This is a genomic window from Micromonospora sp. D75 (assembly GCF_018070405.1).
Lineage (GTDB): Bacteria > Actinomycetota > Actinomycetes > Mycobacteriales > Micromonosporaceae > Micromonospora > Micromonospora chalcea.
In genome coordinates this window covers 1-1,051 of sequence record NZ_JAGPXV010001044.1, presented here as the reverse complement: position 1 = coordinate 1,051, position 1,051 = coordinate 1, and the positions used below count along the sequence as shown (strand labels likewise).

General features: G+C 77.2%; 1 protein-coding gene. It reads right to left on the bottom strand.

The features are described from left to right. A partial coding sequence (locus tag KBX39_RS31845) for an SDR family oxidoreductase (protein WP_210874127.1) occupies positions 1-1,051 on the bottom strand: 1,051 nt, incomplete at both ends.

Sequence of the window (1,051 nt, the reverse complement as noted above, 5' to 3'; positions counted from 1 at the left end):
GACGCGGCCGTACGCGGTGGCCACGTCCTGCAGCGGCGGGTGCAGCCCCCAGGAGGGCAGGTCGCCGAGCGCGGCGGCGGGCGCCTGCACGCGGGCCAGTTCCTCGCCGTCGGCGAGGTGGTGCTCGGCCAGCGCCGCCCAGCGCGGGCCGAACGTCAGCATGCTGGTGCGTCCCCGGCCGAACGAGGCGTCGTCGTCGACCCGCCGTCCGGCCACGGCGGGCACGGCGGCCGGCGGGGCCGCCTCGGTGGTCCACCCGGCGCTGCCGCGTACGTGGGCGCGCGCCTGGCCGGCGGCGAGGCTGGCCACGGTGAAGTCGGTGCCGTCCTCGGTCGGGGTCAGCTCGACCCGGTACTGGGCCACGGTGCCGTCCGGCACCGAGAACGGCTCCAGGAACACCACGTCACGCAGCTCGACAGCGGCGTCCGGCCCCGGCGCGGGCAGCGCGGCGGCCACCGCCGCGCGCACCGACTCCAGGTGGGCGGTGCCCGGCACCACCGGCACGCCGCCGATCCGGTGCTCGTCGAGCAGCCAGTGGGTGTCGGCCGCGACCAGGCCGTGCAGCACCGTGCCGTCCGGCCCGGCGACCATCGTGGTCAGCACCGGGTGCGTGACCGCGGTGGTCACGGTGTCCCGCCCGGCGGCCCGGAACGCGGCCGGCGCGGCGGTCTCCACCGCCATGCCGACCTCGGCCCAGCCGCCCCAGTTCTGCGACACGACCGGGGCGCGGAACCCGGTGCCGGAGCGCGCGAAGGCGTCCAGGAAGTTGTTCGCGGCGCAGTAGTCGACCTGGCCGAACCCGCCGATCACCGCGGTGATCGAGGAGCACAGCACGACGAAGTCCAGCGGCAGGTCGCCGAAGACCTGGGCCAGCGCGAGCGTGCCGGCCAGCTTCGGGGCCAGCACACGCTGCGCCTCGTCGCGCTCCTTGATCTCGGCCATGCCACCGCCGGGCAGGCCGGCGGCGTGCACGATGCCGTCGAGCCCGCCGAACCGCCGCTCGGCCTCGTCGCGGACCCGGCGCAGGTCGTCCGCGTCGGTGACGTCGGCG